The sequence below is a fragment of the Deltaproteobacteria bacterium genome (genome assembly GCA_016219225.1).
Taxonomy (GTDB): domain Bacteria; phylum Desulfobacterota; class RBG-13-43-22; order RBG-13-43-22; family RBG-13-43-22; genus RBG-13-43-22.
In genome coordinates this window covers 1-26,337 of record JACRBX010000093.1, presented here as the reverse complement: position 1 = coordinate 26,337, position 26,337 = coordinate 1, and the positions used below count along the sequence as shown (strand labels likewise).

Below are 26,337 nucleotides of genomic sequence, written 5' to 3'. Positions count from 1 at the left end.
CATGAAGGTTCTCCTGATTTCAGCCAATACGGTTAGGGTCCCCTACTTCGTATATCCCTTGGGGCTTGAATATGTGGCCGGCGCCATATCAAAGCGACACACCGTTAAGATCATTGACACCAACATCGTCAGGGAAGTCGAGAGGCTTAAAAAAATCATTTTGGACTTTACCCCTCACCTGATTGGTATCTCGCTCCGCAACATTGACAATGTGGAAGTAACGAATACCCGGAGTTTTTTAAAAAAATATCAGGATCTGGTCGATACCATCCGGGAACATTCCCGGGCACCCATCGTCCTCGGCGGAAGCGGATTCACCATTTTCCCCGGAAAAATTATGGACCTCTTGAAGGCGGACTACGGAATTGTCGGTGAAGGAGAACGGTTGTCTCTTCTTCTTGATGCCCTTGAATCAGGAGAAAGGGTTTCCGACCTTCCGGGCATTGTTTCCGGGGACACCCCAGAAGCCTTTCCTCCCCCTTGGGAAATCCCTTTTAAGAGAGCCAGGGCATCCGACGAGATGACCCAATTTTACATAACCCACGGCGGCATGATGAACCTGCAGACGAAACGGGGATGTCCCTATCAGTGTATCTACTGCACCTATCCTCATATCGACGGAAGGAATTTACGGTTTATCTCAGCCGACGAGGTGGGGGACCAGGCCAGAGAGTTGGAGCAGGCCGGTGCGGAGTATCTTTTTGTCACCGATTCTGTGTTTAACAGCAGTTATACCCACAGCCTGGAGGTGGCCGGGGCCTTCACCCGAAGGGGGATAGCCATCCCTTGGGGGGCTTACCTGACACCCACCAAGGCGCCTCAAGGGTATTACCAAAGGCTTCATAAAGCCGGGATGACCCACGCCGAATTCGGGACCGAGTCGCTTTCCGATGCCATGTTGACCGCCTACCAAAAGCCCTTCCGGGTGGATCAGGTTTTTGAGGCCCATACGTCAGCCCTGGATGCCGACCTGCATGTGGCCCATTATATCCTTCTGGGAGGTCCGGGGGAGACCCGAGAAACCGTCAGGGAGACCCTACTTAATGCCGAAAAGCTTGCCAGAACCGTCATCTTTTTTTTCTGCGGCATAAGGGTTTATCCCCATACCAAGCTTTATGATTTGGCCCTGCAAGAGGGCCAGATTACGGAGTCTGCCGATCTACTTGAACCGGTGTTCTACCGGTCCCGCTTAATTACAAGCGAAGATATACGACGGTTGGTTGAAGAAAAGGCTGAGGGTCGAGAGAACTGGATCATTGGTTCAGGGGGGAACCATGCCGCACGGTTAATGGAACGCCTTCATAAAAAAGGGATCACCGGCCCCCTGTGGGAGCAGAGGATTCGATGATGGAATTAATTATGCAGGACACTCTCATCAAAGCCCTGACCGCGGGCTACGAAAGGATCGTAGTCTGGGCCGATATCCTTAACCGGATCAATGTCTATCCGGTGCCGGACGGGGACACGGGTCGCAATCTCGTTATAACCCTGGGCGCCTTAAGGAATAGACCCTTAGATCCCGGGGCATTCAATCAGGATATTCTGCTCTCGGCCAGAGGCAATTCCGGAAACATCGCTGCCCGTTTCCTGGCCGGGTTTCTCGATTCAAAAGATCTGGCGGCCCTGCCCCAATCGGCCGAGACCGGCCGAAATCTCGCCTATCAGGCCGTTTCCGACCCTCAACCGGGAACCATGCTTTCTCTGTATGATACCCTGGTGACTTCTTTGAAAAAAACCCCTCCTGAGAGGACAGGTCAGTGGGCCGATGCAGTCATCCGCGATCTGGAAGAGGCCGTAAAAATGACCAGGGAGCAATTACCTCAGCTCAGGGAGGCCGGTGTGGTCGATGCCGGGGCCCTTGGTATGCTGGTCTTCCTGGAACCCCTGCTGAATATCCTGGCCGGTCGCCAGGTCCGGCAGTCCTTCTTCATGGATGACCTGAAGGAAACCCTTGTCCTCTCCGAAACCCGGCCTGACCAGGGATATAAGGGCTATTGCCTTGATGTGGTCCTTAAGGTTAAGGAGGAAGGGGCGGAAAGGATGAAACAGGTCCTAAAGGCAGAAGAAGCCTTGGTCACCATTACCGGAGAGAGCTGTCTTAAGGTTCACTTTCATACCACCGACAAGGACAAAGCAAGACAGGGCCTGTCCTCTCTTGGGGCCATACTTAGCTGGGCTGAAGATGATCTTGCCGAACAGACATCCCGGTTCAGCGAATCCCCCAAAAACCAGATTATCCATATCATGACCGATGCCGCCGGTTCCATGACCAGAGACCAGGCTCAGGCCTTAGGCATTACCCTTCTTGACAGTTACATCATGGTGGAGAATCTTTGTCTTCCGGAAACCTATATCGACCCGGCCAGGCTCTTTACGGCCATGAAGGCCGGGGCCAAGGTTTCCACAAGCCAGGCCTCAACGGCTGAGCGCCATGAGACCTACAATAACATCATAAAACTGTACGACCGGGTTCTCTATCTCTGTGTGGGCTCCTTCTATACCGGGAATTACCAGGCGGCCTTACAATGGAAGGCCGGGCAAGACCCCGAAGACCGGATGATCATCATGGATACCGGGGTGGCTTCCGGCAAACTCGGTCTGATAAGCAGGGCCGCGGCCGAACTGGCCCTCACCGCCAGCGATCCCGAAGAGGTCGTCGCCTTTGCCCGGGAGGCCATTCAAAATGTGCAGGAATACATATTCCTCGACAAGCTGCACTTCCTGGCAGCCGGCGGCCGCATGTCAAAGACTGGCGCCTTTTTTGGTGATACCCTTCGCATCAAACCCATTATCAGCCCTTTTTCAGAAGGGGCCAGGAAGATGGGGGTGGTGAGAAGCACCAAAGACCAGGTGCAATTCGCCTTCCGTCGTCTCGAAAACGAACTCCCCAAGGATCAAAAGACCACCCTGCTTTTGGAATACTCGGACAACAAGGACTGGCTGGAAAAGGAAATCAAGCCGGAGATAGAGCGCCGGTTTCCTCAGGTGAAGGTCCACATGCAACTCCTCTCCCTGACCTCTGCGGCTCATATGGGCCCGGGTTCCTGGGGATTGGCCTTTCTCCCGAACAATCACCGACGGAGCGGTTTGTCTGGGGACGTCCGTTGATCGTGGCCTCACATTTTGAACAATATAGACTGGGTTGACAGGAAGGGAAAAATGGACCAGAATGAATTTTTTCCGGCTGAACCGCTAATCCCGCACAGACGTCGCATGAGACTCTTGGAATGGGTCAAGAGACCCATAGAGAAAACCCTTCTGGCGGAAGCCACAGTAAACCCCAACTGGCCTCTTCACCAGGACGGAAGGGTGAACTCGGTGATCAGTATCGAACTTGTCGCCCAGACTATCGCTGCCCTGAGAACCTGGCGTGCGGGAAAAGGGGCCGGAGAGCGACTTGGATTCCTGGTGGGTGTTAAAAAAGCGGACTTTTCTGCGACCAGCTTTTCGGTGGGGAATAAACTCGTTATCCAAATTGCCGAGATGTACCATCTTGGTGAATATGCCGTCTATGAAGGCCAAGTCAGTTCTGAGTCGGGCTTCTTCTGCAAAACCACGATCCAGGTCATGGAACCTGGGGAGGAAATCCTTTCCAACCTTAAGACCCGTCAGAGGATCTAACTCGGGGAGAAAGAAATTTAGACATGAACCCTTTATTGCCAATGAAGGTTGCCCTGGTAACGGGCGGGAGCCGGGGGATCGGGCGGGCCATCAGTCTTGAACTGGCCCGAAACGGCCATTATGTGATTGTTAATTTTCGTTCCAACCCACAGGCGGCGGAAGAGACGCTGGCCCTGGTTCACCAAGCCGGAGGACGGGGAGAGACCGTCTGTTTCGATGTGGCCGATCAGGAAGAGACTGAAAGAAACCTGGAGGCCCTTCTATCCCGCCATGAGGCGATCGATATTCTTATAAACAATGCCGGTGTGGTCGCCGACTGTCTTTTTGTCCTCATGTCCTCCGAGGAATGGACCAAGGTTCTTAACATCTCCTTAAATGGATTTTACAATGTCACCAGGCCTGTCCTCAAGAAGATGGTCACCCGGAAACATGGCGCCATTGTGACCATCTCTTCGGTTTCAGCCAAACTCGGTCATCGCGGTCAGACCAACTATTCGGCTGCCAAGGCCGGCTTGGAAGGGGCCTGCCGATCTCTGGCCTCCGAGGTGGCCCGTCTCGGTATTCGGGTTAACTGCGTTGCCCCCGGTCTGATTGAAACGGAGATGATTCAGGCCGTTCCCAGGGACTTGATAAAACAGATCATCCCTATGGCCCGGGTGGGACTCCCGGAAGAGGTGGCCAAAGTAGTCCGGTTCCTCTGTTCCGAGGATGCCGCTTACATTACCGGCCAGGTTATCTCGGTCAATGGTGGCATGGTTTAGGAATTTCGAGGAAAGGCGCGACTTGAAAAGAATTCTGTTTTTCTGTGTTTTAATGACCCTCGGCCTTCAGCTTTCCGTTGCAGGGGCTTCCCAGGATTTGGCTTCCCTAAAGGAAATCGCTAAAAATATCCAGTCCATTAAGGCCGATTTTATTCAGAAGAGGTTTCTTCCCATCCTCACGAAACCTCTTCTTTCTGAAGGCAGATTTTTTTTCTGCCTCCCCGGTTCCCTGAGATGGGAGTACCTAAGCCCCCTTCGAAGCGTTATGCTGCAGAAAGGGGACACCATTAAGCTTTACCATTTCTCTGAAGGGGCCTGGAAACCGGAAACGACACCGGCAGTTGAGTCCAGACGAATGGTGCTGGCCGAAATCAACCGTTGGTTTCAAGGTCGTTTCGATGAAAGTAAGGCCTTCAAACCTCTCTATTCTCCTGGACCTCCGGCCCGGGTTATTTTGACCCCCGGGGAGGGGATCGACAAATTTATCCAGCGGATTGAGATTGTCCTCTCTGCCAAGCCGGGAGTGATTGATCGGGTGGAGATAAAAGAACCAGGGGGTTCCCTGACCTCGATGGAATTCAAAAAAGTAGAAACCAATTCCAAAATCCCAGCCGAGATTTTCGATACCCCATGATTCGCAATATAAGTCTTGGTATTTATTTCCTTGGATTTCTCCTTTTCTCGGCCGGGTGTGTCCCCGCGGCCAGGACGGTCCTAAGCCCTGGCTCTGGCGAAGACCTCCAGGATTGTTTGACCCTCTTTCCGCCCGGACCCTGGGAGAGTGTCCATAAGATCGAGGTCCTCTTCGGGGGAGGGAACTCCTTCACCATGATAGGGGTCACCAAGGGAGACCCCTCGGTGCGCCTGCTTCACAGCCTTTTGTTGACCCCCGAGGGATTCACCCTTTTTGAAGGAGATCTTCGGGAAGGTGAAATTATCGTCCGAAAAGCAGTGCCCCCCTTTGATTCACCAGCCTTTTCCAAAGGAATGATGGAGGATGTGGCCTTCCTCTTTTTTTCTCCATTGGGCAGTCCTGTCAGTTGGGGGAAAGCCATGGATGGCACCAGGGTTTGCCGCTGGGGTAATCCTGACGGTTTTCAAACCGAAACCAGGGAAACGCCGGACCAGGGCCGGGGAATCCTTCGCCGGGATGATCAGGGCCGAGCGACTAAAAAGGTTTCCTTGAAAGGGCCCTTTGTCCAGGGTCTGGCGGCTGATATGGAACTGCAAGTACTCAGACCGGTTTCCTATACACTTAAGATGACCTTAGTCCAATCAGGGCCTTGATTTTCATGGACTTATTAGCGGTGAGTGCATCAAAAGCGGAAGAGGGGAACGAACATTATTCTTGACAATTCCGTGATTTTCTTCTAAAATTAAATTTTTTATTTCAGAGGACTGAAATCGTATAATAAATACAATGGGGGAATTCTGTTCGGCCAGTGTGACTTTGCGCGTTCCGTATTACGATGTCGACGTTATGGATGTCGTTTGGAATGGAAATTATTTTAAGTACTTCGAAAGGGCTCGACAAGCCCTCTTTTTGGAATGCGGATTGGATTTGCGAAGTTACATGATAGAAAAAAAAATCGTTTTCCCCGTAATCCGCTCCAAGATCAAACATATCCGACCTTTAAGAGTGAACGATGAGTTCATTTGTACCGCCCATCTGAAAGAAGCGAAGATAAAGATCGTTTTAGGTTTTGAAGTAAGGCTGGCCGCGAATGGATTGATCTGCGCCAAAGGCGAAAGCGAACAAGTGGCGCTTCAATTACCCGAAATGGAGATGGCTTTTAAAATTCCTGAAGACATCCGGGAAGCATTATGCGGGAGATCATAAAACCCGACTTAGGATTTAAACAACGATGAGGTAAGCAGAAGAAGCGATAAAACGACACTATTAGGGCGACCATTATGACACGGGAAGAGCTACAGAATGAAATATTAAAAATCCTATCTACGGAATTTGAAATCGAAAATCCCGACTTGGATGCTGATTTAAGGGAGAAGTATGAGTTCGACAGTATCGACGCCATAGAACTTCTGGTAGAGATTGAAAGGTTATTAAAAACAGAGCTGACTCAGGAAGAAAAAAAGCAGGCGATGGATATTCGGACCATTAATCATGTTTGCGATTATGTGGAAGCCTTGGCCAAAACAAGAGCCTGAAATGTGAGTCCCTTATGGAAAGAAGAGTCGTCATTACTGCCGGTTCGGCCATTACCCCTATCGGCCATTCCAAAAAAGAAATTGTCCATAGCCTGGTTAATGGCATTTCCGGAGTAAAACGATTACGTCAGGATGATCTGCTGTCAAGGTATATCCATTCCGGAGTTTTCGGGACAGTCGATTATCCGCTTGAGTATGATTTCAAACGCCAACATCGCAAGACCATGGGACCGGTGGCCTATTATGCCTGTCAGGTGGCCAAGGAGGTTATTGAGGCTTCCGGGTTAGAGAATAAGTTTATCACCTCAGGACGTTTAGGCGTAGCCTTTGGATCCACTCATGGCAGCCCTACGGTTCAGAGAGATATCTATAAAATCTTTTTCGGGGGCTCTTCTTCCGAATATTCAAACATCGGCGCAGTGGAATACCTGAAGTCCATGGTCCATACGACAGCCGTGAATATCACCAAGATGTTTGGAATTACGGGGCGGGTCATTTCTTCTTCAACGGCCTGCACTACCGGCAGCCAGTCCATCGGTTTCGGATATGAATCGATTAAGTTCGGGATGCAGGAGGCCATGCTTTGCGGCGGGGCCGACGAATACGACACCACCACTGTTGCAGTATTTGATAATCTGCTGGCCTGTTCAACCGCTTTTAACGAGACCCCGCATCTCACCCCGCGTCCGTTTGACTCGAGAAGGGACGGCCTGGTCGTTGGAGAAGGCGCCGGGGCAGTCCTGTTGGAAGAATATGAACACGCCCGGAAACGGGGGGCTACTATCCTGGCAGAAGTCATTGGGTTTGCCTGTAACAATAACGGCGGTGATTTGATTTTGCCCAATCTGGAGGGCATCACCCAGACGCTTCTGCTGGCACTCGAGAATGCCGGGATTTCCCCGGATCAGGTCGATTTTGTGAGCGCTCATGCCACCGGAACCAAAATGGGGGATATTATTGAGGCCCAGGCCATTCATAAGGTCTATGGGAATTCGCCCTGGGTCGCCGGGTTAAAAAGCTATATGGGACATACCATGGGAACCTGCGGCGCCATCGAAACGATTCTCTGCAGCTACATGATGGAAGAGAAATTCATTGCTCCGACGTTGAATCTGGAGGAAGTTGATGACCGTTGTGATATGATTCGGCATTCCCTGAAACTTCAGGAGGGCAAAATCCGAATTGCCGCTATCCAAAATTTTGCCTTCGGGGGAGTCAATACCTGCCTGATTATCAAAAATCTAGCCGACGGTATTTGATAGACCGTTAGAAATAAATTCTCCGATTACATGGTGTAAGCCTAGAATAGAAATGACCATTCCCAAATGGCTTAAACGTTCCATTGATTTTAGTGTTACCATTATTTTATGGATGTATTTTACCTTAGGCTATTTCATTTTATTCTCTCCCTTTTACATCTTTTCCTTCCTGTTCTCTATTAATCGCGAAACTTCTTTTCAAAAATTAAATCACCGATTTTTCAAATCGTTTTTTTGGGTTCTGCGAATCATCACCCCCCGTTTAACCATCCATATTGACGAGGACGTTTATTCCATCCGATCTTCGGTTATAGTCTGTAATCATATCTCCTACCTCGACCCGATTCTTCTGATTTCTCTGTTTGATCAACAAAAAACGATCATTAAAAAAACATTTCTAAAGGTGCCTGTTTTCGGATGGCTGCTGAAAACATCGGGTTATTTATTTACATCGACGGAGGAAACTTTCGCCACCTTCTTGCTGGATGGTGTGGAGAACCTTAAAAATTACCTGGTATCGGGGGAGAATATATTTATCTTTCCGGAAGGGACAAGAAGCCGGGATGGAAAGATCGGGCGGCTGAACAAAGGCGCTTTTTCCCTTGCCAAACGATGTCGTGCGCCGATAGAGGTGCTGATGATCAAGAATACGAATACCTTGTTTGCGCCGGGAAAATGGTTATTTAATACCTGTGCTCCCAATACGATTGAAGTAAAGCGGATTTTAAGTCTTCAGCCGGAGTACGCCAGCGGTACCTTTTCGATTCAGTCACTGATCGAGCAAGTCAGGCAGGCATTTGAACAGCAGCGTGAGACCTGATTTTTCCACCCGACCAACCACGGAAGTTTTATAGAAAGGAAACGATCCAATGCCTACACCCGAAGGGGTCAAGGAAAAGGTCCTGGTCATCGGGTCCGGTATCGGCGGCCTGAGCACGGGCATCATTTTAGCCAAGCTCGGGTTCGAGGTCACCGTCATCGAGAAGAATCAACAACCCGGCGGGATGATGCGCAGTTACGCCCGCCGAGGGGTGCAGTGCAATGTCGGTCTCCATTATATGGGCGCCCTGGACCAAGGGCAAATTCTACGCCGTTGTTTCGATTTTCTGGACATTACGGATCAGCTTCCGCTTATTCGGATGGGGATCGACGGGCCGGTGGATCGGTATCTTTTCACCGATAACCATCTTGGGATCGAACGTTTCGATGTGCCCACCGGTTTTGAAGCCTACGAAGCCGGTTTAAACGCCGCCTTTCCAACCCAAAGAACACAAGTGGCCGCTTTGATGACTCTGTTGCGCCGCAGCGCCGATCAATTTGACCGACTGTCTTTTCTATATGCCGATCGACCGACTGAGTACTGGTTTGATCAAGCCGAGCCGCTGGGGGCGATTTTCGACCGTATCGGCTGTTCCCCCGGGCTGCGGACGGTTTTCGGACTGCCCTCGGTCCTGATCGGTGTCCCTCACGCGGTCTGTCCCCAGTTCTATCACACCATGACTCTGGCCAGCTACCTGATGTCTGCCTGGCGACTAAAGGGGCAGGGAGCGACCATGGCTGACGTCTGCGCTCAACGCCTGACATCCCTGGGAGGAAGCTTGCGTACCGGAGAAACGGTATCCGGCATCCGAACGGTCGACGGCCACGTCCGGGGTGTCACCCTGGATTCGGGTGAAATCCTTGACGCCTCCATCGTTGTTGGCGCCATCCACCCCAAGGGGGTGATTGCGTTACTGGGGCCCGACGTCGTCAAGGCCTCCTATCGTCGGCGGATCATGGGGTTAAAGGATACCCCCGGCATGATGGCGGTCCACGCCCTGGTGCCGGCCGAGAGGTACCCCGAAATTTTACACAACCTGTACGCAGTACAGGCCGATCCCAACGGCGGCCTCCAGGACCTGATCTTTCTGCAATTGCGCTCCAGCGACCTGCCGGGACAAAACCTGCTGACACTGATCACTTCCGGCCATAATGAATTATGGCAGGCCTGGCAGCAGACCCGCTCCGGCCAGCGCGGGCCGGATTACATCCAAAAGAAGCTGGTGTTGGCCCAGAGTCTGATCGAAAGGGCAGAAAAGATTATCGGTCCTTTCCATGGGCTACAGGTCCTCGACATCTTTACGCCTTTGACCATCCGGGATTGGGTCAACAGCCCCGAAGGATCGGCCTACGGCGTAATGCGCTCGAGCCAACAGTTGCTTTCGGCCGCGCTGTTGAATCGTACTTCATTGCGAGGCCTCTTTTTGGCCGGCCAAAGCGTGTTGTCCCCGGGTATTTTGGGGACCATTTTGGGTTCTTTCACCACAGTGAAGTTCATCGTAGGCTCAGAGCGATTCCGGCAGGAGGTGCGGATATAATAAAAAAAAGGATTCCAGGATTCGAGGGGTCAAGGATTCAAGTGAAAGGCGTGGAATTTAAAACCCTTGAACCCTGGCATCCGAAGGATGCCTTTTCTTTAGCTCGGCGGGTCGGCTCCCGACTGGGAGCCTCTTCAGGAGCTCGGCGAAGCCGAGCGGACCGAGCGGCTGAATCCTGGAATCCTCGAACCCTATTCTCAAACTAGTGATCGTCGCAGGTTATCAGGGCAATTACCTGCCCGTCCCCTCCGGCCTGCCTTACCGGATAGATCTTGCCTTGATAGCTGAACTGTCCCTCTTCCGCACCCACTCTGATTATTTCTATCTCTCGCAAGGCCTGAACCAGATGAAGCCCCAAGGCCTTGGCCGCGGCCTCCTTGACGGTCCAGGCCAGGGTGGCGGCTCGTTCCGGGCCCAAAGGGGAAACCGAAATCAGGTCTTTTTCCCCCCCTACCCAAAAGGAGTTTAAGACTCGTAAAGCCTTATTTGAGATTACTTCAAGATCCACACCAATCGGATGATTGTGGGCCACGGCTACGACCATCCGGGAGTCATGGGAAACAGAACAATATAATCCACTTTCCGCCAGACAGGGCCTTTGGTCATCAGGCCCAAAAGTTTCAATGGTCCGGTCCGGTTGAGTTTTTTCTACCAGGCCGAGCTGCCGGGCCAGCCTCTTCAAGGCCACCCGGGCGGCAATGAAGCTCTTCCGTCTTCTGGGTCCCATCCTTTCAAGCCTTAATCTTTCCCGATGGGTAAGGAGACTCTCTTCAACGGGGAACACCGTACCTATAGGGAGAAGAACCATTCCGAGACAGGCCGACTGAAGCTGACCGATTCCCGACCAGGGACCGGACGTCTCTCTGCGATTGGAAGAATCCAAACCGGAAATCATTTTTTTTGATAAAGGTATTATTCTCTTTGATTACGGGTTAACCAATATTAGGGGGAAAGGGAGAACCTGTCAACAACCAAACATGACTTGACATTATCATGACCATCCATTAAAAGTTTATCGGAAGCTCGTGGAATTTTCTCTCTTGGAAAAAAGAGTTTAAAGTCAAGAGGGACAATACTTGTCGAAGAGGTGAAATTGCTGTACCTGACGGATAAACAGTTTCAGGCCGAGGCCGTGGTGACCCATGGGAAAAACTTTTTTAAGAAAAAAATAGAAAAAGAAAGAGTTGTCATCACCGGACTGGGAACCATCAATGCCATCGCCGGGAGTGCGTCTCAATTCAGCGCAGCTCTGAGGCAAGGGGTCTGCGGCATCGGACCGGTCACGGTCTTTGATACGACCGACTTCAGGACCCGGACCGGCGGGGAAGTTAAAAATTTTGTCCCCTCCGAGAGGATCCCGCCGGAATTCTCATTAAAGCGGATGTCTCGTTCGGACCGCATGGCCATGGCGGCTGCGCTGGAGGCCTTGAGCGATGCGGGACTATTCCCTTTTCCGGAAGTCCTGCAGGCGGATACCGGCGTGGTTATCGGCGGCGGGGCCGGCGGCATGCTGGAAGGCGAGGAGGCCTATCGCCAATATCTCCAGGGCAGCGGTAAGGGCGTCCATTATTCGTCCTTTTCGGCCTTTTGCTGCGCCTCTTCCGCGGACCAGATCGCCTCAAACTTAGGGCTCATGGGACCCAAAACCACTTTTATGACCGCCTGTTCATCCGGCGCCACGGCCATCGGGTATGCCAGGGATCTGATCCGGGAGGGGTCGGCAACCGCTGTTATCGCCGGCGGCGCCGAACCCCTTTGCCGGATTACTTACGGCGCTTTTAACGCGCTGAAGGCGGTGGACCTCGAATATTGCAAGCCTTTCGATAAAAACCGGCAGGGGCTCTCTCTCGGTGAAGGTGCCGGCATCATGATCCTGGAGGCCTTGAGCCAGGCGCAAAGGCGGGGAGTGCGCATCTACGGGGAGGTCCTCGGGTACGGGGTGAGTTGCGACAGCTTTCATATGACCGCTCCGGATCCCCAGGCTTCCGGGGCCGTGCGCTGTATTGAAGCCGCCTTGCAGGACAGCGGCGTCGCCCCTGAGCAATTGGACTATATCAACGCCCATGGCACGGCCACCCCTGCCAACGATCCTATAGAAACCAGGGCGATCAAGACGGTTTTCGGCCAACGGGCCTATCACATCCCGGTAAGTTCCACAAAATCCATGACGGGCCACACCTTGGGCGCGGCCGGCGCCATCGAAGCCGTGGTTTGCGTTCTGGGGATTTCTCAGCATTTTATTCCGCCGACGATCCATCTGACCGAACCCGACCCCGAATGTGATCTGGACTATGTTACTGAAGGCTGCCGGGAGTTGGAGGTGAATATCGTTCTTTCCAATTCTTTTGCCTTCGGCGGAAACAACACCGCCATCGTTTTGGGAAGGTATACCCCGAGAGGGATTGCCCATGAGTAACCCGTCGGGTACAAAGTGTAATCGTGTGGTCCTGTCCGGGGTCGGCCTGGTCACTCCCTTAGGGGTTGGCAAGGATGCTTTTACGCAGAAACTTTCCAGGGGAGACTGCGGCATCGCCCCGATTACGACTTTTAATACGTCCCCTTTTGCTTCCAAACTGGGGGCGGCCGTAACGGACTTTAACCCCAGAGCGTTAATCTCCGCGAAAAATCTTCGCAAGATGGACCGGACTTCCTCTCTGGCCTCCGCTTCAGCCAGGATGGCCCTGGAGGATGCCGGGGTCAGCATAAACGTCTCCAACCGAGATCGGACGGGGATTATCCTGGGGACCGCCGTCGGCAGCTCCGACGTGGCCGCCCAGTTTGCCGGAGTGCTTTTCAGCGAAGGCCCGGGGATGGCCAGTCCGTTTCTGGTGCCGAATACCGTGATGAACGCACCAGCCGGCCATACTTCCATCGAGCTTGGCTTCAGGGGGGTCAACTCAACCATCAATCACCGTGAGGCTTCGGCCGAGACCGCCATCGTCTACGCCGCTTCTGCGATTAAACAAGGTCGGGCCGATGTAATGTTTGCCGGTGGCGTAGATATTATTTCAGAATTTTTTTTTAGAGTGCTGACCCATTTTAAGGCCCTTTCCCCGACAAACGGGGGGCCGGAGGGAGCGCGTCCCTTTGACCTCCGGCGAAACGGACCGGTAGTCGGCGAGGGGGCGGGGATGGTCTGCCTTGAAACCTTATCGCAGGCCGAGGCCCGCGGGGTCAGACCCTATTGTGAAATCGCCGGATGGGGCCTGAGCTCAGCGCCGGCCCCGCCCACCGACTGGCCTTCAGATCCCCGGGGGCCGGTCCTGGCGATCACACGGGCGCTGAATTCGGCAGGGATCGCCCCCAGCCATATCGATTATGTCTCGGCCGCCGCCAGTGGCGGCAGCAGACTGGACGCCCTTGAGGCCGAGGCGCTGTCCATCGTATTTGGAAGCGCTGCCGATCGACCCTATATCAGCGCCCTTAAAGGGGCTGTCGGTGAGAGCTTCTCCTCCGGGGGGATAAGGGTGGCGGCCATGGCCCTATCGATAAAGGCGGGAAGCATTCCCCCCACGGTCGGTCTAAAAGATCCGATACGACCGCTGCGGTTTGTCATGGACAAAAAGATGGACCTGCCCATTAATTACGGCTTAATCAACGGGTTTTCATCCGGGGGGACCTTTGTTTCTCTGGTGCTGAAGAACATTACCTAAGGAGTAATCTCGATGAACATAGGGGAGTGGATTTACAAGCGCGCCCTCACTTATCCGCAACGGCCTTTTCTAAAACAGGAAGACCGGGCCTTCACCAACCGCCAGTTCAATGCGCGGGTGAACCAAACCGCCCGCGCGCTGACAGCCCTTGGCGTCAAAAAGGGTGAACGGGTGGCCACCCTGATGGTCAACTCCTGCGAATTTCTGGAAGTCTTTTTTGCCTGCGCCAAAACCGGGGCCATGATCGTCCCCATTAATTTAAAACTGGCGCTGCCGGAAATGGGTTATATCATTAAAGATGCCGCCCCCCGGGCCCTGATTTATTCTGCTGAATTCGTAGGCAAGGCCGAGGGGCTTAAGACGGCCTCCACAGCGGTTGAACATTATCTCCACCATGGCGGCGACCAATTTTCCGGCGATCCTTCTCTTTCGGATTTTACGGCCTCATTTCCGGAAGAAGAACCGATTCCCGCGGAGGAAGTGACCCTGAAAGATCCCTTAGTCATCATGTATACCTCCGGGACGACCGGCGATCCCAAAGGGGCCGTGCTTTCCCATGAAAATTTTCTTTTTGGGGCCATCCATTCCCTGATCGGCTACGGCATCAACTCCAACTGCAAATCCCTTGTAGTTGCTCCCCTTTTTCACATCGGAGCCCTGGTCGCTTCGGCAACCCCGGTCATTTATGCCGGGGGCTCGCTGGTCCTGAAAAGTTTCGACAACCCTTCGGAAGTGGTTCAGCTTATCTGCGCTGAAAAAATCAACTACATGTTTGCGGTGCCGGTGATGTTTGACCTGATGGCCAAAACCGACGTCTGGGAAAGAGCCGATTTTTCCCATGTCAATTTCTTCATTACCGGCGGGGCTCCCATGCCTGTTTCCCTGATCCGCAAATATCAGGGAAAGGGCATCCGGTTCGCCCAGGGGTATGCCATGACCGAAACCCTGCGACTGACCTCCCTGGATCTCGAAGACTCTATCCGCAAAGCCGGCTCGGTCGGCAAAGAGGTATTCCACACCCATTTGCGAATCGTAGACGACAGCGGCCGGGATGTGCCGCCGGGCGAAGTTGGAGAGATTGTGGTCAAGGGCCCTACCGTCTTATTAAAATACTGGAATAAGGCGCAGGAGACGCGGGATGCTTTCCGCGATGGATGGTTTCACACCGGCGATCTGGGGAAACAGGACCCAGAGGGGTTTTTTTATATTGTCGGCCGAAAGGTCGATATGATTATCAGTTCAGGCGAGAATATCTATGCCGCCGAAGTGGAGCGGGCCATCGAATCGATTCCTCAAGTAGCGGAGGCCGCAGCGATCGGGATGCCGGATCCCCAGAGGGGCGAAGTGGTGGCGGCCTTTGTTTTGCTGAACGAGAGCGCTGCGCTGACTGAAGAAGGACTTCGATCAGTCCTTCTTGAAAAGATTGCGCACTTTAAGATTCCCAAAAACGTCGTTTTTGTAAAAGAATTTCCCCGCAACAGTGCCGGTAAAATACTGAAAAGGGAGCTTAAGAAAGGTCTCGAAAAGACGGATTAGTTAAAAAAGGATCTTAAGGGGTCTGGGCGCGGCGAAATTCAAATTAAACCCTCATGCCCCTCTGGGGCGCCGCGAAGCATGAAAAAAGGATTCAAGGGGTCGAGGGGCCAAGGATTCAAGTGAAAGGCATGGAATTCAAAACCCTTGAATCTTGGAATCCTTGAACCCTATTTTCGTGTTAAAATAGGTCAGGCATCTTGCCTGACAATCTTTTTTTTATTCCTGTTCCCCGGGTTTAAACCAGAAACGAGCAACGCGTAACCAGCAATAAAAAAAACTAGACCACCCGGTCCCTTTTCAACCCTATGGCGATCAAGCGAACCTGGGCGGTGAGGTTTAAAAGAAAAGCCGCCTCGGGCTGTTTGCCCTTGCGAAGCGTATGATACTCGTCCGCGTGGATACGCTGGACGACCATTTCTTCCTGCATCTGGGATTCTTTCAGGTATTGTTCGATCATCTCCCGGAAGGCCCGGCAGTCGGCTACAGCGGCATTGAAAAATCTTTCGCATTCCCCTTGGTGCACTACGGAGTGATGACCCAACAGGATGGTTTTCGGCGCTCTCTTCCGGATCCGCTCGATGGAGTCGAGATAGTCCTCATAGCCGGATAGAAACTGGGGCGCCACCCAAAAATCATCTCCCGGCATGATTCCGAGCGCATCGCCTGCCAGCACGGCCTCCAGATGGGGCAAAAAGAAACTCAGACTGTCGCTGGTGTGGCCGGGGGTGGCGATGACCTCAAGCGATGCCCCGCCGCCCAGATCGACAAAATCCCCGTTTTTAAGGATCTGTTCAACGGTCAGAAGGCTGTAGTCAAAATCCCCGGGGATAAAGGCCCTGTCCATATTACTTTGCCGGACAAGCGCGCGGTTGAGATTCGCCATGGCTTTCCCGGTCTTTGTCTGCGAGAGCCGCCTGGCGAACATTTCGCTGCCGCCTGCTTTTATATCCGGAAAGTGCCGCTGCAAAAAGGGGGTGCTGCCCACATGGTCGAAGTGGGAATGGGTATGGAAAAGAAAGTCCGGTCCTCTTCCTTTCCCCAGCACTTTGGGGATGTCCTGCAGAACCTCCGGCCCCACAAAGGCGGGCCCGGCATCGACTTGGACAACACGATGGCTCCCCACCACGAGAAAAGCAGGAAACTTGGGACCTCCCAAGCGATAAAGTCCTTTTAAAATTTGATCCATATAGTAACCTTATCACGAGGAAAAATAGCGTTCAAATAAAAAATCGAGTTTAATACGAAAATAGGGTTCATGGGTTTTAAATTCCAAGCCTTTCACTTGAATCCTTGGCCCCTGGACCCCTTGAATCCCCTCTCATGCTTCGTGGTGTCACGCCCACTGCGGGGCATGACGGTTTAACTCGCAATTTCCCGTAGCTTGCTGCGGGGACACCACTGTAGTAGACAGAGGGAATGACTGATGCGGTTGTTAAAAAAAGGCAGTCGATGTGCCTGGCCGATTCATTATCATTCGGAATGATGTCTTTTGAATATTTGTAGGAGGTGACATCGGTAAAAAGAGGGAGGATAATAAATTTTCTTGGGAGTTTGATGGTTCCTTCCTGTAGTCCGCAGGGTCCAAATGCAATAAAAATGCCACAGTTCAAACAATAATCGTTGACGATAACTTCCATTAGTTGGTCCCCATAAAAGCTGGTACAACTTATTGGGGCAGGGCAATTCGGGAGTTGCCTTTCCAAAATAAGTTGAATTCTAAGTATATTATTAGTTGCAAGTCCTAAAAAGAATTATTATAGTAAAATTGTATTGTTTTTCTTTGCAATTTTTCATAAGATGGTTAAATTATTGATTATTTATATTGGAATCAACTTATTATTTTAATTGATAAAAACCTTTCATTTAGAGGCATCTGCTTTGGACACGAATATAACTGAAATAGAAAAATATTCTCGTTGGCGCGCCGTGCAAATCAGGATTACATTTTTTTCTGATAAAATTGAAGAATCTGCCGTGAGTAAATGGTGGGAAGCAGTTATCGGCGAGCCTTCTGAACAGAAATCAATTCTTCCAAAACAAAATTTATATCAAGAACAAGGTAACTATTGTAAAGGCAGATTGGTCCTATCCGTTCATCTTAATAAAGTCGATTGGCTTTATATTCCTATAGAAGGCGAATTTTACATAGATTCTTTTTTAGATTCACAAGAAGTGTTTTCTGAATTGATGCCTAAGTTGTATAAGACTTTCCCTCCAATAAATAGATTTGCGGTCGGTTATATCTTGCAAGTACCAGTTAATAGTAGAAAAGAGGGGTACGAATTTCTTGCAGAATTATTGCCCAGCGTAAAAATTGATGTCGACAAATCTTCAGATTTTATGTATCAAATTAACAGACCCAGGAATACAACTACAGGCATAGCTAACTTGAGCATAAATAGACTTATGAAATGGTCAGTTGGCGTAGTAAAACGGTTCGCACTATCCTCTGGCGGTTTTGAGTTTAGCAATCCCGAGAATTCCTTCTCGCGATTAGAATTAGATTTGAATACTTCTACCGAATACGCTGGCGCTTTACCACAAGACAAAATTAGTTCGATTTATTTCGAATGTGTTGGATTGGCTAAAGAAATAATGATTAATGGTGATATAGCATGAAAATTCAATCTAAATTTCAAGATAACTTATTATCCGAGGGTAATACTGAACCATCATATCCCATCATTAGCCTAAAGGATATTGAACACCCTGAAAGAGATTATGGTTTTCCTACGCATGCTGGCATTATTTCAAGTCTTGTTACAGTAACGACTTCATCTGCTACTACCGACCTTGTTTCAATGGTCATAGGTCCATCTCCTTTGATTGCTGGAACGGGAGGATTCGTATTACAACAAAGACCAATTGATTTATTGGCCAGATCAAAACAAGTCAAGTCTGTTTTACAGCTCGCAAAAAATAGTATAATAGGTTTTATTGATAAGCAATTATTACTACCCATTGCGAATGACTTTTTAAACAAATTTTATTATGCCTTAATGAAGCATGACATTAACGTTAGTAATTTGAAACCTCTTAGAGCTTTTGAAGGTGAAGAATCCATTTTATTCGAATGGATTTATCCACATTGGAGAATCGGCTTTTCCTTTGAACAGAATCAAGAAGACTCATCTTGGTTTCTTGCTTCTGATAGTGTAACCGGAAACGTACAAGCCTATGGCGATTTAATCTCTATAGATCTTCTATGGATTCTCGATTGGTTAAAAAGGAGACCTTGTTAATATAATGACAATGAAAAATGATTATGCTGACACTTGTATTAGAGGTGTACGAAAAGCAGAATGGATAGTCGATGGTATTATCTCTTCATTGGTATTTGAACCAGATTTTAGAACATGTGACCAAAGAGATGATCGTGGATATGAAACGTCTATCAATTGGGAGGACAATGACCAAGCAGTCAGTTACACCCTTAGGCAACCTATCGCCAAATTCGGCGCTCTTAGACTTCCACGCAAAGCTATTGATCTTGTGAATGAGAAACCTCAATCAACAAATTCCTTGAAATATGAGAGGAAAATATCACAAGATAATCGAGATAATCCATATCACGGCAATATTGTATACCTTCACGATGTGCCAAGACCAAAGATTAAGCAAATAGCAGCTACATTGGCTTTAGAAATAACCGATATATTCCCACCTAAATAGTCCTATTTCGTAGTAACATCGAAGATAAACCTGCGGCCAAGAATACCTCTTGGGTTTTTCCTGCAAACGCCGACAATTTTGCCCATCCTGCCATCAAAAGAGGGTGATGAAATTCGGGGAGTAGCCACCGCATATTTCAAATCGTAATTCACAAATTTAAAACTTTTCAAAGTCATTTGTTTGTAGGAGGTACTCAACATCCGAGATATGTTGACACTGTTTGTCAGGTCAAATATCTTTCAGGTCACAATATAATTTAAAAAATTATTTATCCGCCTCGACCATAGTGGAGGATGTCCAGAATAAATAAGAGATGGCAAAACCGGCCAGGATGGAGGTGTTGGTTTTGACCAGGGGACTGTCGGAGAAAACGGCTCCATTTAAAAAATCAGTCCGGGCGAACATGCTCAACTTCCACCCCTTGAACCTTTTTCCTATATAGGTGGTCATTTGCAGCCCGCTATATCCACCCTGGGGCGAATAGGCCGGGCGACCGGGTATGGCAAAGGCCGGGTCAACACGATAATAATAGTCATGATAGCCCTGATCTCCCCAGACGGGTCCTAATTCAATCCCCCAATTCCAGTCTCCCCCGGGGACTCTCTTAATCATTTCCATATTAAGACGGGGGTTGAAGATCCAGCCTTGATAAATCACCTCAGAAAAATTAGTAGAGAAGAGTGCCCTGGCCGGAAAACTCAAGGATATCTTATAGGTTTTCTCCTTATTTTGGCTAACCAAGACTTCCAGAGAAGGACCAATTTCAAAAGTCGGGTCCAGGTCGGACATGCCCCGGCGGGCCTTGTTGTCAGTACTTTTTACCGGGGCGGATCCGTTCCCACTTACGTCCAGATTAAGCCGGTCGGTCTTTAGTAAAAATCCGCGGATATCTTCTCCATCGATTTTGAGCATATCCCCTCGATAAATGATATAGGGATAGGGAAAGACATAATATCGGGATTCATCGGACCCCCGGTAATCCGGCATGGTTAGCCCCGTCGCCCCAAGCCCTGCTTCCCAAAGGGGGTATTGACCACCGTAAGAAATTACCGGAAGAGAGAATAAAAGGAGCGTCCCCAAAATGATGGCCCACCAGGGATGCTTGAATCCATTTCGATTTCTCAATCGTCGAACGATGCACTTGATATAAACCAAATTTCCTCTCTTTGGGGTGCGGAAAGCTCCACCAGATCCAGATGAAAACCCTTTTGTTCTATTATCCGGGAAAGCTCCCCGGTTCCCCGATAATAATAGGGAATTCCTTTAACCTTTAATTTCATCCATTCAACTAATCGAAGAAAATGGAATCCGGGTTTCGGAACGGTTGCCCGAATAATCAGTTTTCCTTCCAATGAAAGCACCGATCGGATCCGAACCAGAAATTCCCCGAGTTCCTGGTCGGAAAGATAGTGCAGCATATCAAGGCAAAGGACCGCATCGGCTTTTTCATTATCCAGGGGCAGGTCCATGGCGCTGCATTGAACAACCCGGCCTCGGTCAGCCAGGACCCGGCTGGTCACACCGGCCCGCTCACCATTGGGTTCACAGGCCAGAAACTTCAGGTCAGGATAAGCGGCCAGGAGCCAGGCTGCCGGAACCCCATAGCCGCAGCCCACATCAATCACTTTCCAACCCGGTTGGACAAAATCGGCCAGGCGGGGAAACATGGGATCCATGAGGATCTTGAACCGGGCGAAGTGGCGGGGATAGGGTTTCAGGTGCCTGTAGGGCAGGAGGGCCGCTTGAAGATGTTCCTTTGATCCGACCTGTTCGGAAATAATTAAAGTGGATTTCATTTTCGACGCCTTGAGGGTATCAGTATTCTGGCGGCGATCAGCCGGGAAAAGGTTCGGGTATTACGCCAGAAATCCTGCCAGGGTCTGAAGTGGGAGACCCTCTCTTGAGCAGGGCCGTAGAGGACAGACACGGGCACTTCGATGATGGGCAGACCGCTCCAGACCGCCAAAACCATAATTTCAACTTCGAACTGGTATCTCCTGGCCCGGCTTCTAAGGTGCAGAATCTCCGGGAGGGGGTACACCCGAAATCCCGATTGGGAATCCGAAAACCATTTCCCGCAAGAAGCCCAGACCCAGAAGTTCGAAAATTTCCGGCCCCAAAGGCTGGTCCAGGGAACATGATTTTGCTCCATTCCCAGGCGTTTCCCTATCACTAGAAGACGTTGACCCTCGGGAATGGCCTTGATCAGGAAAGGAATATCCTCCGGAGCATGCTGGCCGTCGGCATCTATGGTGACAGCCCAGTCTGCCAGCCGAGAAGCCTCGGTAAATCCTGTCAGCAAGGCGGCCCCTTTGCCTTGATTCTCCTTATGGCGTATAAGGGTTATACCGGAAAGGGAAGCCAGGATCTGTGGGGTGGAATCGGTAGATCCATCATCCACTACAATAACAGGCTTCCCAAGCCGAAGGGCCTTCTCGACTACTCCACGGACCTGTCCCCCGTGATTGAATGTGGGGATGACAATGGCAAAAGAATGCGGGGCAATCATGATCGGGGAGCCCCTGAGGGACGAGGTACTCTCCTCGTAGGGATTATGGTTCCTATTGGTATCAAATTTATGTTACTTCCTTGCGGATTTTAGGGTCTCAGGAAAGATCACATCTTATGATTTTTCACTTCCTTTCGCAAGGACGTTTTTTTGGGTTCGGCCTTAAACGGGAAACTGATTTAGATCTTATCATAGTCGTAAGGCGCGTCAGACCGCATAGTAACTTCATGGTCTTGGCCTGCTCGAGCGAATACGACATCAAAGCATCGTCGCTGGCGGCATTTCAGACTTTGCTTTCCGCTTATCGCCGTACCAGTAAATAGTCCAGACCGCCCCGAGTCCGCCCACTCCCAGTAAGCTAAAGGCCCAACCCCAGGTTTCGTACGACCTCTGCCCATTGATTAAGGGGTTGCTTAAGTCCAGGACCGCTCCGAAAGCCAGAGGGGCGATGGCCGCACCGCCAAACCCGAGGAGGGAACGCAACCCCAGGGCCACCCCCAGATAGGAGGGCTCCATGACCTCGGTCAGAGCGACGGAGAGGATGGGAGAATCACCCAGGGAAGAAAAGGCGTAGATCACCCCGATCCCGATGATCACGGAGAGGGGCAACCCGATGGTCCAACCGAAAGTGAAAGAGCAGATCATGCTGACCGCGGCCAGCACCAGCATCACCCGGGCGCGAGCGTACCGGTCCGACAAGATCCCCATGGAGAGGGAAGCGATCAAACCCATGATGTGAAACAGGGCCACGATATTCGCCCCGGCTCCGGCAGCCTGGACACCAGCCGCGCCGGCCACCCCCAGACAGGCGGCCATAAAGGCCGGTGTCCAGGACCACATGCCCTGAAGCTCCCAATTATGGAAGATGTACCCCCAGATGAGGAGCATGGCCTTCCGGTTGCCCAGGACTTCCCGGGTGAACTTCTGTCCTTTGCGCCGCTCCGGTACGGCTATTACGGTGTGCTGCAAGGTGATCAAGGCCAGAAGCCAGGCCAGCACCGGACCGAGGCAGGTAAGGAAAAAGGAAAGCGGGTAACCGCCTTTGGGAAGCGCGATGCCGCTGATGATCAGGGACAGGGCGTAGCCGCAAGATGTGCTGGCAATAAATAACCCCACGGCCATGCCTCTGCGGACAGGCGCATATTGATCCGCGATGATCATCACCCCGGTGGTATAGGTTCCGCCAAGGGAAAGCCCTAACACTGTGTGCAGGATCAAACCGGAGAGGAAATCCCGGGCCAGGAAAGCAAAGGCCATAGAGCAGACCCCGGAGGCAAACAGAGAGCCGAGGTAGACCGTGCGGGCGCTGATCCGGTCGGCCAGGCTGGAGAAAACCACCAGAGAGACCGCGTACCCCAACTGGAATCCGCTGGCGATGGAGCCGGCCTGGGTGGCCGACATAACCCATTGCTGTTGAAGGACCGGCAGGGCCACGGCATAGGTCATGAAAATGAGGCCGTTAAAGACCCTTGAGACACAGATTCCAGTCAACCACCAGTCAAATTTTTTCCGCTGCATCCATTCGATCCCCGGATCTTTTCTTTATCAAACCGCCCGAGCTATCCAACCATACCATATCTCCCTTAATTCTTTATCGGATTTTTTTCACTATGGATATGGGCCTTCCCTGGGAGTTGACGGATAAGGCCCAGGCCCTCAAGGAGGTGAGTTGATCTTATCGTTGGCGGTCAGGCCGCATCTGAACAATAGATAAAAAAGTCGGAAGTTATTCTTTCGGCCTGTGGTTAGACGCCGTGTCGAGACCTTCCAATCCAAGAATTACAGATAACGCTTCCCCTATTTTTAGAATGTAAGAATCCTCAAGATGCCCAAACACCTTTATTACTCTTCGTTTGTCGATCACCCGAACTTGTTCGCAAAGAGCTACAGAGTCTTGGAGTAATCCACCTATACCTGCGGGAATAAATGCATGAGAAGACAAAAGAGCACGTCGTATTTTTGTTGTAAACGGCACAATTATCGTGTGGGGGCTGGCAATATTAGCACGATCAATTTGAACGATAACGCAAGGTCGTATTCCGGCCTGTTCTGTTCCCATCACAGGGTTAAGATCGCATTGGATGACATCACCTCGGGTAAAAGTTACCATTTTATTTCTCCAAGAGCCAAACGGTCCTCATAATCTTGAAGATTTGATAAATAGTCTGGGAAGTCTATTTCAGCTATTCCCAAACCTTCAGAAAATTGATTCCACAATTGCCAACGATTACTATCGTGTCTCATCAGTATAAAATTAATGAAGTCGTTCACTTCCTCGATAAGACCTTCTGGCATTTGTCTAAGTTTTGTTACTGTTTCTTCATAAAGTGTCATTTTTCTTCCCTTCCTGTAATAATTTATCGGCCTCGCAGGAGACCAGAACTTTCAAACATCCTCTTTAACCTCAGACCATTTTTTGACCCGGCCCGCCTTGAAATCTTCTTCACCGGCCATAATACATTTAAAATCAGATAACACTCCCGTTTTATTCTTAGCTTAATTATAGCATTCCTCTTTTGAAAAGAGCAAAGCCTTTGTTTGTTAATCTCAAGCCCTCTGTTGTCTGCCGTTTCAGAAGAATAGTCTCTTTAATGTTCGCATTCTCTATTTTGTTTACAATCTACCCCGTGATAACGACACCATTTTATAATAAATCGTGCGGGTCAATTGTAACTATTGAATAATTTAGAAAAAAGGCGAGATAGCCGACTGATCGGCCTCCAAAGAGGGAAGAAAAAAGGGCGGGGTTTAGACCAGGACCGATAAAAGCGAAAGGGAAGTCCCTTCCAACCCTCTGAAAACATTTCAACAAACCTCAATAGGGCAAGGACTACCGCCGGCACGAACCCGGCCATGAACAGTGTCTCGCCAGACGCAGAGCAGAACCTCAAGCCGCTTAAGAGTGTGCCAGGGTGGTCAGATAACGTCCCCGTTCCTGGCGGTGATTATATCTAAAGATGGTATCCACAAGCCCCTGATGGGGTCTGCCGAAGGTTTGGGCATACTGCCTGCTGACCCAGAGGTAGTACTTCTCCATACTTTTCATATTTTGAGTAAAAATAATACGGGTCAGTTCGTCGATCCGTTCGTCCGCCCTTTCGTCAAAAAATTCTGTCACCTGAGAAGGCGGGCCGCCTGGAACAGGCTGGTATTTCTGCATGAATACATAGGCACCCGGCAGGGAACGTAAAAATCGAAATCGTTCCAAATCATCAGCCAGCGTGGTATTAAATCCGTACATACAAATGAATTCGACATTGTCTTTGCCGGTAAAATGAAGGTGTTGATATTTTTGACCCATTTCAATCAGGTTACGGTTATCGTTCAAACTGAAGTGATAGACCCGGCGGGTAAATCTAAGATTGGAACAATGGACACGTTTTAACAACCGGGCTTTCTCCTGATCCAGCAGACGCAAATCCAGGGTTTGGTTAAAGTTGACCTTCAACCGGCGCGAAGCCATTTCTTCGAGCAACGCACCGGCCTCAGGGTGCGCCAGGATATTGTCATCCAGGAGGATCAGTTTTTGTCTGCCCTTCTGCAGAAGCTCGTCCAGACGGGCGACTTGGCGGATCTTGCCTTCCTTGGCGGGAACGATGCAAAAAGGGCAGTGAAAAGGGCAGCCGCGGGTAAGGAAACCGATCGCACAATCTCCCAATTCCGGATAGAGGCTGTAATCTGCCGGCAGTTTTTCCACCTCCGCCGGAAGACGCTTATGAACATCAACACCTGAACCGCCGGCCAGGAGTGCATCTCCGTAATACTGCCTTAGTTTTTTCAGACGGGCCTGTGAGAGGGGCCGATAGAAGACAACGCTGGCATAAACGGCTTCAACTCCTTTCCGGAATGCGTTGTGCCGCTCCAGGACCACGCGTTTTCCCTGTTCTTTGAAGTATCGGCTTAATTTCATAAGTGCCAGGTTTGGCAACCGGCTGTCCACGTCCAGGAGCAGGATGGTCCCTTTCGATAATCTTGCAGGCTTTTTCTCCTTCGGCTCAGGTCTTTTCGGGATCTGGCAGTGTTTGGTCAGCAGCCGGCCGGGGAAGAGAATGCGTGCCTGGTCTCCCACGGTCATCAGAAATTGCATTTCAGGAAACAGCTCATCCATAAATTCGATCCAACGAGAGAAATGTCTCCAGTTGCAAACTCGATCTGGGCGGTCGAACAGGATCAGTCCCGGAAGATCTAAGGGCTTGGCACAGGTTGGAAAGGCCCCGAGCAGATGCCGTACCGCATCAAGAATCGGGAGCATTGCTTGCTTCTGCCATGATGACATATAAGACCATTGCAGCTTGAAATCGCAATTTTTTTCCATCCAACAGGAGGTGTCTATGGCCAGATAGGCCCTGGATAACAGAGAGAGACGCTCCAGTGCCTGGGTCGGTGCCCGGCGCTTATAGTTGACGGCCCGGTAGTGTATTCTGCTCAGGAATTCGACCGGATCAGTTACCCGGGCCTTGTTGGAGAACAGTGAATGAAATCGGCTGAGACGGAAAAAAGGATCATTGAAATCAAAATCATCGGTCCGAACATGGCCTTGTATGTCTGCTCCATAGCCCAGAAGAAACAACCAGGAGTTGCCGAGACCGGTTTTAGCCCGATGGGCAGGCAGGTCTGGAGGAATAAAGCGGAATTCTGTTTTTTTCAAACTTCGCAAGACGGCCAATGGTTCAAGTCGGACGCCGCTGCCCCAAAAGGCTTCAGTGGTCATCGGGGCTTCATGAGGCGAATGGGGGGCCAGAACACATTCCACCTGTAAAGGTTCTTCAGAATGACGGCAAAGTCGCTTTAAAGAAAAGG

Annotated in this window: 27 protein-coding genes; 17 read left to right on the top strand and 10 right to left on the bottom strand. The window is 50.7% G+C overall.

Going from position 1 to position 26,337, the window contains the following annotated elements; genetic code table 11:
• Position 1: 1 nt before the first annotated feature.
• The 11 genes from HY879_07820 to HY879_07770 all read left to right on the top strand — a co-directional run bounded on the left by HY879_07820 (position 2) and on the right by HY879_07770 (position 10,167).
• A complete protein-coding gene (locus HY879_07820; GenBank protein MBI5603248.1) occupies positions 2-1,348 on the top strand; it encodes a cobalamin B12-binding domain-containing protein in 1,347 nt (448 codons plus the stop codon).
• The gene (locus tag HY879_07815; protein ID MBI5603247.1) at positions 1,345-3,108 is read left to right on the top strand and encodes a DegV family EDD domain-containing protein; all 1,764 of its coding nucleotides are present in this window, start codon (positions 1,345-1,347) and stop codon (positions 3,106-3,108) included. The genes HY879_07820 and HY879_07815 overlap by 4 nt, the downstream gene beginning before the upstream one ends.
• Before the next feature lie 51 nt (positions 3,109-3,159).
• Complete coding sequence (locus HY879_07810; protein MBI5603246.1) at positions 3,160-3,621, top strand: hypothetical protein; 462 nt, start codon at positions 3,160-3,162, stop codon at positions 3,619-3,621.
• A gap of 23 nt (positions 3,622-3,644) precedes the next feature.
• Positions 3,645-4,382 (top strand): 3-oxoacyl-ACP reductase FabG, encoded by a 738-nt coding sequence (gene fabG, locus HY879_07805; protein MBI5603245.1) that lies wholly within the window; start codon positions 3,645-3,647, stop codon positions 4,380-4,382.
• A gap of 22 nt (positions 4,383-4,404) precedes the next feature.
• Positions 4,405-5,016, top strand: coding sequence for an outer membrane lipoprotein carrier protein LolA (locus HY879_07800; protein ID MBI5603244.1), 612 nt, complete (start codon positions 4,405-4,407; stop codon positions 5,014-5,016).
• Positions 5,013-5,669, top strand: a complete 657-nt coding sequence (locus HY879_07795; GenBank protein MBI5603243.1) for a hypothetical protein — start codon at positions 5,013-5,015, stop codon at positions 5,667-5,669. Before HY879_07800 ends, HY879_07795 begins: the two co-directional genes overlap by 4 nt.
• A 133-nt stretch (positions 5,670-5,802) precedes the next feature.
• On the top strand, positions 5,803-6,222 hold the full coding sequence (locus HY879_07790) for an acyl-CoA thioesterase (GenBank protein ID MBI5603242.1): 420 nt from the start codon (positions 5,803-5,805) through the stop codon (positions 6,220-6,222).
• A gap of 74 nt (positions 6,223-6,296) precedes the next feature.
• Positions 6,297-6,551, top strand: a complete 255-nt coding sequence (locus HY879_07785; protein ID MBI5603241.1) for an acyl carrier protein — start codon at positions 6,297-6,299, stop codon at positions 6,549-6,551.
• Between the two features lie 14 nt (positions 6,552-6,565).
• Positions 6,566-7,810: a 3-oxoacyl-ACP synthase gene (locus HY879_07780; GenBank protein MBI5603240.1), complete on the top strand. Its 1,245-nt coding sequence runs from the start codon at positions 6,566-6,568 to the stop codon at positions 7,808-7,810.
• 52 nt (positions 7,811-7,862) lie between these two features.
• The gene (locus HY879_07775; GenBank protein ID MBI5603239.1) at positions 7,863-8,630 is read left to right on the top strand and encodes a 1-acyl-sn-glycerol-3-phosphate acyltransferase; all 768 of its coding nucleotides are present in this window, start codon (positions 7,863-7,865) and stop codon (positions 8,628-8,630) included.
• 49 nt (positions 8,631-8,679) lie between these two features.
• Positions 8,680-10,167 (top strand): NAD(P)/FAD-dependent oxidoreductase, encoded by a 1,488-nt coding sequence (locus tag HY879_07770; protein MBI5603238.1) that lies wholly within the window; start codon positions 8,680-8,682, stop codon positions 10,165-10,167.
• Between the two features lie 202 nt (positions 10,168-10,369).
• On the opposite strand, the gene HY879_07765 is transcribed toward HY879_07770, so the two are convergent.
• Positions 10,370-11,050 (bottom strand): 4'-phosphopantetheinyl transferase superfamily protein, encoded by a 681-nt coding sequence (locus HY879_07765; GenBank protein MBI5603237.1) that lies wholly within the window; start codon positions 11,048-11,050, stop codon positions 10,370-10,372.
• Positions 11,051-11,260: 210 nt separating this feature from the next.
• Between HY879_07765 and HY879_07760 the strand changes: the two genes are divergently transcribed.
• Genes HY879_07760 through HY879_07750 form a run of 3 tightly spaced genes read left to right on the top strand, consistent with a single transcriptional unit; the run spans position 11,261 to position 15,356 of the window.
• The gene (locus HY879_07760; GenBank protein ID MBI5603236.1) at positions 11,261-12,583 is read left to right on the top strand and encodes a beta-ketoacyl-[acyl-carrier-protein] synthase family protein; all 1,323 of its coding nucleotides are present in this window, start codon (positions 11,261-11,263) and stop codon (positions 12,581-12,583) included.
• Positions 12,576-13,820: a beta-ketoacyl-[acyl-carrier-protein] synthase family protein gene (locus HY879_07755; GenBank protein ID MBI5603235.1), complete on the top strand. Its 1,245-nt coding sequence runs from the start codon at positions 12,576-12,578 to the stop codon at positions 13,818-13,820. The genes HY879_07760 and HY879_07755 overlap by 8 nt, the downstream gene beginning before the upstream one ends.
• Positions 13,821-13,832: 12 nt before the next feature.
• The gene (locus HY879_07750; protein MBI5603234.1) at positions 13,833-15,356 is read left to right on the top strand and encodes a long-chain fatty acid--CoA ligase; all 1,524 of its coding nucleotides are present in this window, start codon (positions 13,833-13,835) and stop codon (positions 15,354-15,356) included.
• A 277-nt stretch (positions 15,357-15,633) separates the two neighbouring features.
• Here HY879_07750 and HY879_07745 read toward each other — a convergent pair whose 3' ends face one another.
• Together HY879_07745 and HY879_07740 are read right to left on the bottom strand one after the other, a co-directional pair.
• The gene (locus HY879_07745) at positions 15,634-16,542 is read right to left on the bottom strand and encodes an MBL fold metallo-hydrolase (protein MBI5603233.1); all 909 of its coding nucleotides are present in this window, start codon (positions 16,540-16,542) and stop codon (positions 15,634-15,636) included.
• A 76-nt stretch (positions 16,543-16,618) separates the two neighbouring features.
• Positions 16,619-16,993, bottom strand: coding sequence for a hypothetical protein (locus tag HY879_07740; protein ID MBI5603232.1), 375 nt, complete (start codon positions 16,991-16,993; stop codon positions 16,619-16,621).
• A gap of 241 nt (positions 16,994-17,234) precedes the next feature.
• Here HY879_07740 and HY879_07735 point away from each other — a divergent pair, with 241 nt between their 5' ends.
• From HY879_07735 to HY879_07725, 3 genes are read left to right on the top strand one after another with little or no spacing between them, the layout of a single operon-like run.
• Entirely contained in the window at positions 17,235-17,975 is a 741-nt protein-coding gene (locus tag HY879_07735; GenBank protein ID MBI5603231.1) for a hypothetical protein, read from the top strand.
• On the top strand, positions 17,972-18,598 hold the full coding sequence (locus tag HY879_07730; GenBank protein MBI5603230.1) for a hypothetical protein: 627 nt from the start codon (positions 17,972-17,974) through the stop codon (positions 18,596-18,598). The genes HY879_07735 and HY879_07730 overlap by 4 nt, the downstream gene beginning before the upstream one ends.
• 4 nt (positions 18,599-18,602) lie before the next feature.
• Positions 18,603-19,028 (top strand): hypothetical protein, encoded by a 426-nt coding sequence (locus tag HY879_07725; GenBank protein MBI5603229.1) that lies wholly within the window; start codon positions 18,603-18,605, stop codon positions 19,026-19,028.
• A gap of 264 nt (positions 19,029-19,292) precedes the next feature.
• On the opposite strand, the gene HY879_07720 is transcribed toward HY879_07725, so the two are convergent.
• The 7 genes from HY879_07720 to HY879_07690 all read right to left on the bottom strand — a co-directional run bounded on the left by HY879_07720 (position 19,293) and on the right by HY879_07690 (position 26,248).
• Positions 19,293-20,183, bottom strand: coding sequence for a MipA/OmpV family protein (locus HY879_07720; GenBank protein ID MBI5603228.1), 891 nt, complete (start codon positions 20,181-20,183; stop codon positions 19,293-19,295).
• Positions 20,150-20,824: a class I SAM-dependent methyltransferase gene (locus tag HY879_07715; protein ID MBI5603227.1), complete on the bottom strand. Its 675-nt coding sequence runs from the start codon at positions 20,822-20,824 to the stop codon at positions 20,150-20,152. The genes HY879_07720 and HY879_07715 overlap by 34 nt, the downstream gene beginning before the upstream one ends.
• Entirely contained in the window at positions 20,821-21,537 is a 717-nt protein-coding gene (locus tag HY879_07710; GenBank protein ID MBI5603226.1) for a glycosyltransferase family 2 protein, read from the bottom strand. The genes HY879_07715 and HY879_07710 overlap by 4 nt, the downstream gene beginning before the upstream one ends.
• A 258-nt stretch (positions 21,538-21,795) precedes the next feature.
• Positions 21,796-23,055, bottom strand: coding sequence for an MFS transporter (locus HY879_07705; protein ID MBI5603225.1), 1,260 nt, complete (start codon positions 23,053-23,055; stop codon positions 21,796-21,798).
• A gap of 208 nt (positions 23,056-23,263) precedes the next feature.
• Positions 23,264-23,647, bottom strand: coding sequence for a type II toxin-antitoxin system PemK/MazF family toxin (locus tag HY879_07700; GenBank protein MBI5603224.1), 384 nt, complete (start codon positions 23,645-23,647; stop codon positions 23,264-23,266).
• Positions 23,641-23,871, bottom strand: coding sequence for a hypothetical protein (locus HY879_07695; protein MBI5603223.1), 231 nt, complete (start codon positions 23,869-23,871; stop codon positions 23,641-23,643). Before HY879_07695 ends, HY879_07700 begins: the two co-directional genes overlap by 7 nt.
• A 562-nt stretch (positions 23,872-24,433) precedes the next feature.
• A complete protein-coding gene (locus HY879_07690) occupies positions 24,434-26,248 on the bottom strand; it encodes a radical SAM protein (protein MBI5603222.1) in 1,815 nt (604 codons plus the stop codon).
• Between the last annotated feature and the right edge of the window lie 89 nt (positions 26,249-26,337).

Bases quoted from the DNA above. Each gene is read 5' to 3' on its own strand.
- HY879_07820 (MBI5603248.1), top strand. From the start codon at position 2: ATGAAGGTTCTCCTGATTTCAGCCAATACGGTTAGGGTCCCCTACTTC.
- HY879_07815 (MBI5603247.1), top strand. From the start codon at position 1,345: ATGATGGAATTAATTATGCAGGACACTCTCATCAAAGCCCTGACCGCG.
- HY879_07810 (MBI5603246.1), top strand. From the start codon at position 3,160: ATGGACCAGAATGAATTTTTTCCGGCTGAACCGCTAATCCCGCACAGA.
- fabG (MBI5603245.1), top strand. From the start codon at position 3,645: ATGAACCCTTTATTGCCAATGAAGGTTGCCCTGGTAACGGGCGGGAGC.
- HY879_07795 (MBI5603243.1), top strand. From the start codon at position 5,013: ATGATTCGCAATATAAGTCTTGGTATTTATTTCCTTGGATTTCTCCTT.
- HY879_07790 (MBI5603242.1), top strand. From the start codon at position 5,803: ATGGGGGAATTCTGTTCGGCCAGTGTGACTTTGCGCGTTCCGTATTAC.
- HY879_07785 (MBI5603241.1), top strand. From the start codon at position 6,297: ATGACACGGGAAGAGCTACAGAATGAAATATTAAAAATCCTATCTACG.
- HY879_07780 (MBI5603240.1), top strand. From the start codon at position 6,566: ATGGAAAGAAGAGTCGTCATTACTGCCGGTTCGGCCATTACCCCTATC.
- HY879_07775 (MBI5603239.1), top strand. From the start codon at position 7,863: ATGACCATTCCCAAATGGCTTAAACGTTCCATTGATTTTAGTGTTACC.
- HY879_07770 (MBI5603238.1), top strand. From the start codon at position 8,680: ATGCCTACACCCGAAGGGGTCAAGGAAAAGGTCCTGGTCATCGGGTCC.
- HY879_07755 (MBI5603235.1), top strand. From the start codon at position 12,576: ATGAGTAACCCGTCGGGTACAAAGTGTAATCGTGTGGTCCTGTCCGGG.
- HY879_07750 (MBI5603234.1), top strand. From the start codon at position 13,833: ATGAACATAGGGGAGTGGATTTACAAGCGCGCCCTCACTTATCCGCAA.
- HY879_07745 (MBI5603233.1), bottom strand. From the start codon at position 16,542: ATGGATCAAATTTTAAAAGGACTTTATCGCTTGGGAGGTCCCAAGTTT.
- HY879_07740 (MBI5603232.1), bottom strand. From the start codon at position 16,993: ATGGAAGTTATCGTCAACGATTATTGTTTGAACTGTGGCATTTTTATT.
- HY879_07730 (MBI5603230.1), top strand. From the start codon at position 17,972: ATGAAAATTCAATCTAAATTTCAAGATAACTTATTATCCGAGGGTAAT.
- HY879_07725 (MBI5603229.1), top strand. From the start codon at position 18,603: ATGACAATGAAAAATGATTATGCTGACACTTGTATTAGAGGTGTACGA.
- HY879_07715 (MBI5603227.1), bottom strand. From the start codon at position 20,824: ATGAAATCCACTTTAATTATTTCCGAACAGGTCGGATCAAAGGAACAT.
- HY879_07710 (MBI5603226.1), bottom strand. From the start codon at position 21,537: ATGATTGCCCCGCATTCTTTTGCCATTGTCATCCCCACATTCAATCAC.
- HY879_07705 (MBI5603225.1), bottom strand. From the start codon at position 23,055: ATGCAGCGGAAAAAATTTGACTGGTGGTTGACTGGAATCTGTGTCTCA.
- HY879_07700 (MBI5603224.1), bottom strand. From the start codon at position 23,647: ATGGTAACTTTTACCCGAGGTGATGTCATCCAATGCGATCTTAACCCT.
- HY879_07695 (MBI5603223.1), bottom strand. From the start codon at position 23,871: ATGACACTTTATGAAGAAACAGTAACAAAACTTAGACAAATGCCAGAA.
- HY879_07690 (MBI5603222.1), bottom strand. From the start codon at position 26,248: ATGACCACTGAAGCCTTTTGGGGCAGCGGCGTCCGACTTGAACCATTG.